We start from the raw sequence: 266 nt of genomic DNA, 5'->3' as shown, positions 1-266 counted from the left end.
GCGGCGGCGGCCTTCCGCTTGCGGCCGAACAGCCCCCCGCGGCCGGCCTTCGTGCCGGTGTCAGGGGCCTGGGCCTGGGCCTGGGCCTGGGCCTGGGCCTGGGCAGCCACCGCGGGCGGCGGGGTGACGGGCTCGGCCGGCGTTCCTGCGCGGCCGGCCGGCGGGGTCACCGCGGGCTTCCGCGCCGCAGGGGCGGCGGGAGCCCCGGGCGTACCCGCGGACTCCGTCGACCGCCCGGGGCCGGCGACGGCGGGCCTCGTCGTCGT

The sequence above is a fragment of the Dietzia sp. UBA5065 genome, assembly GCA_002415925.1.
GTDB lineage: Bacteria > Actinomycetota > Actinomycetes > Mycobacteriales > Mycobacteriaceae > Dietzia.
This window is presented reverse-complemented; position numbering follows the sequence as displayed.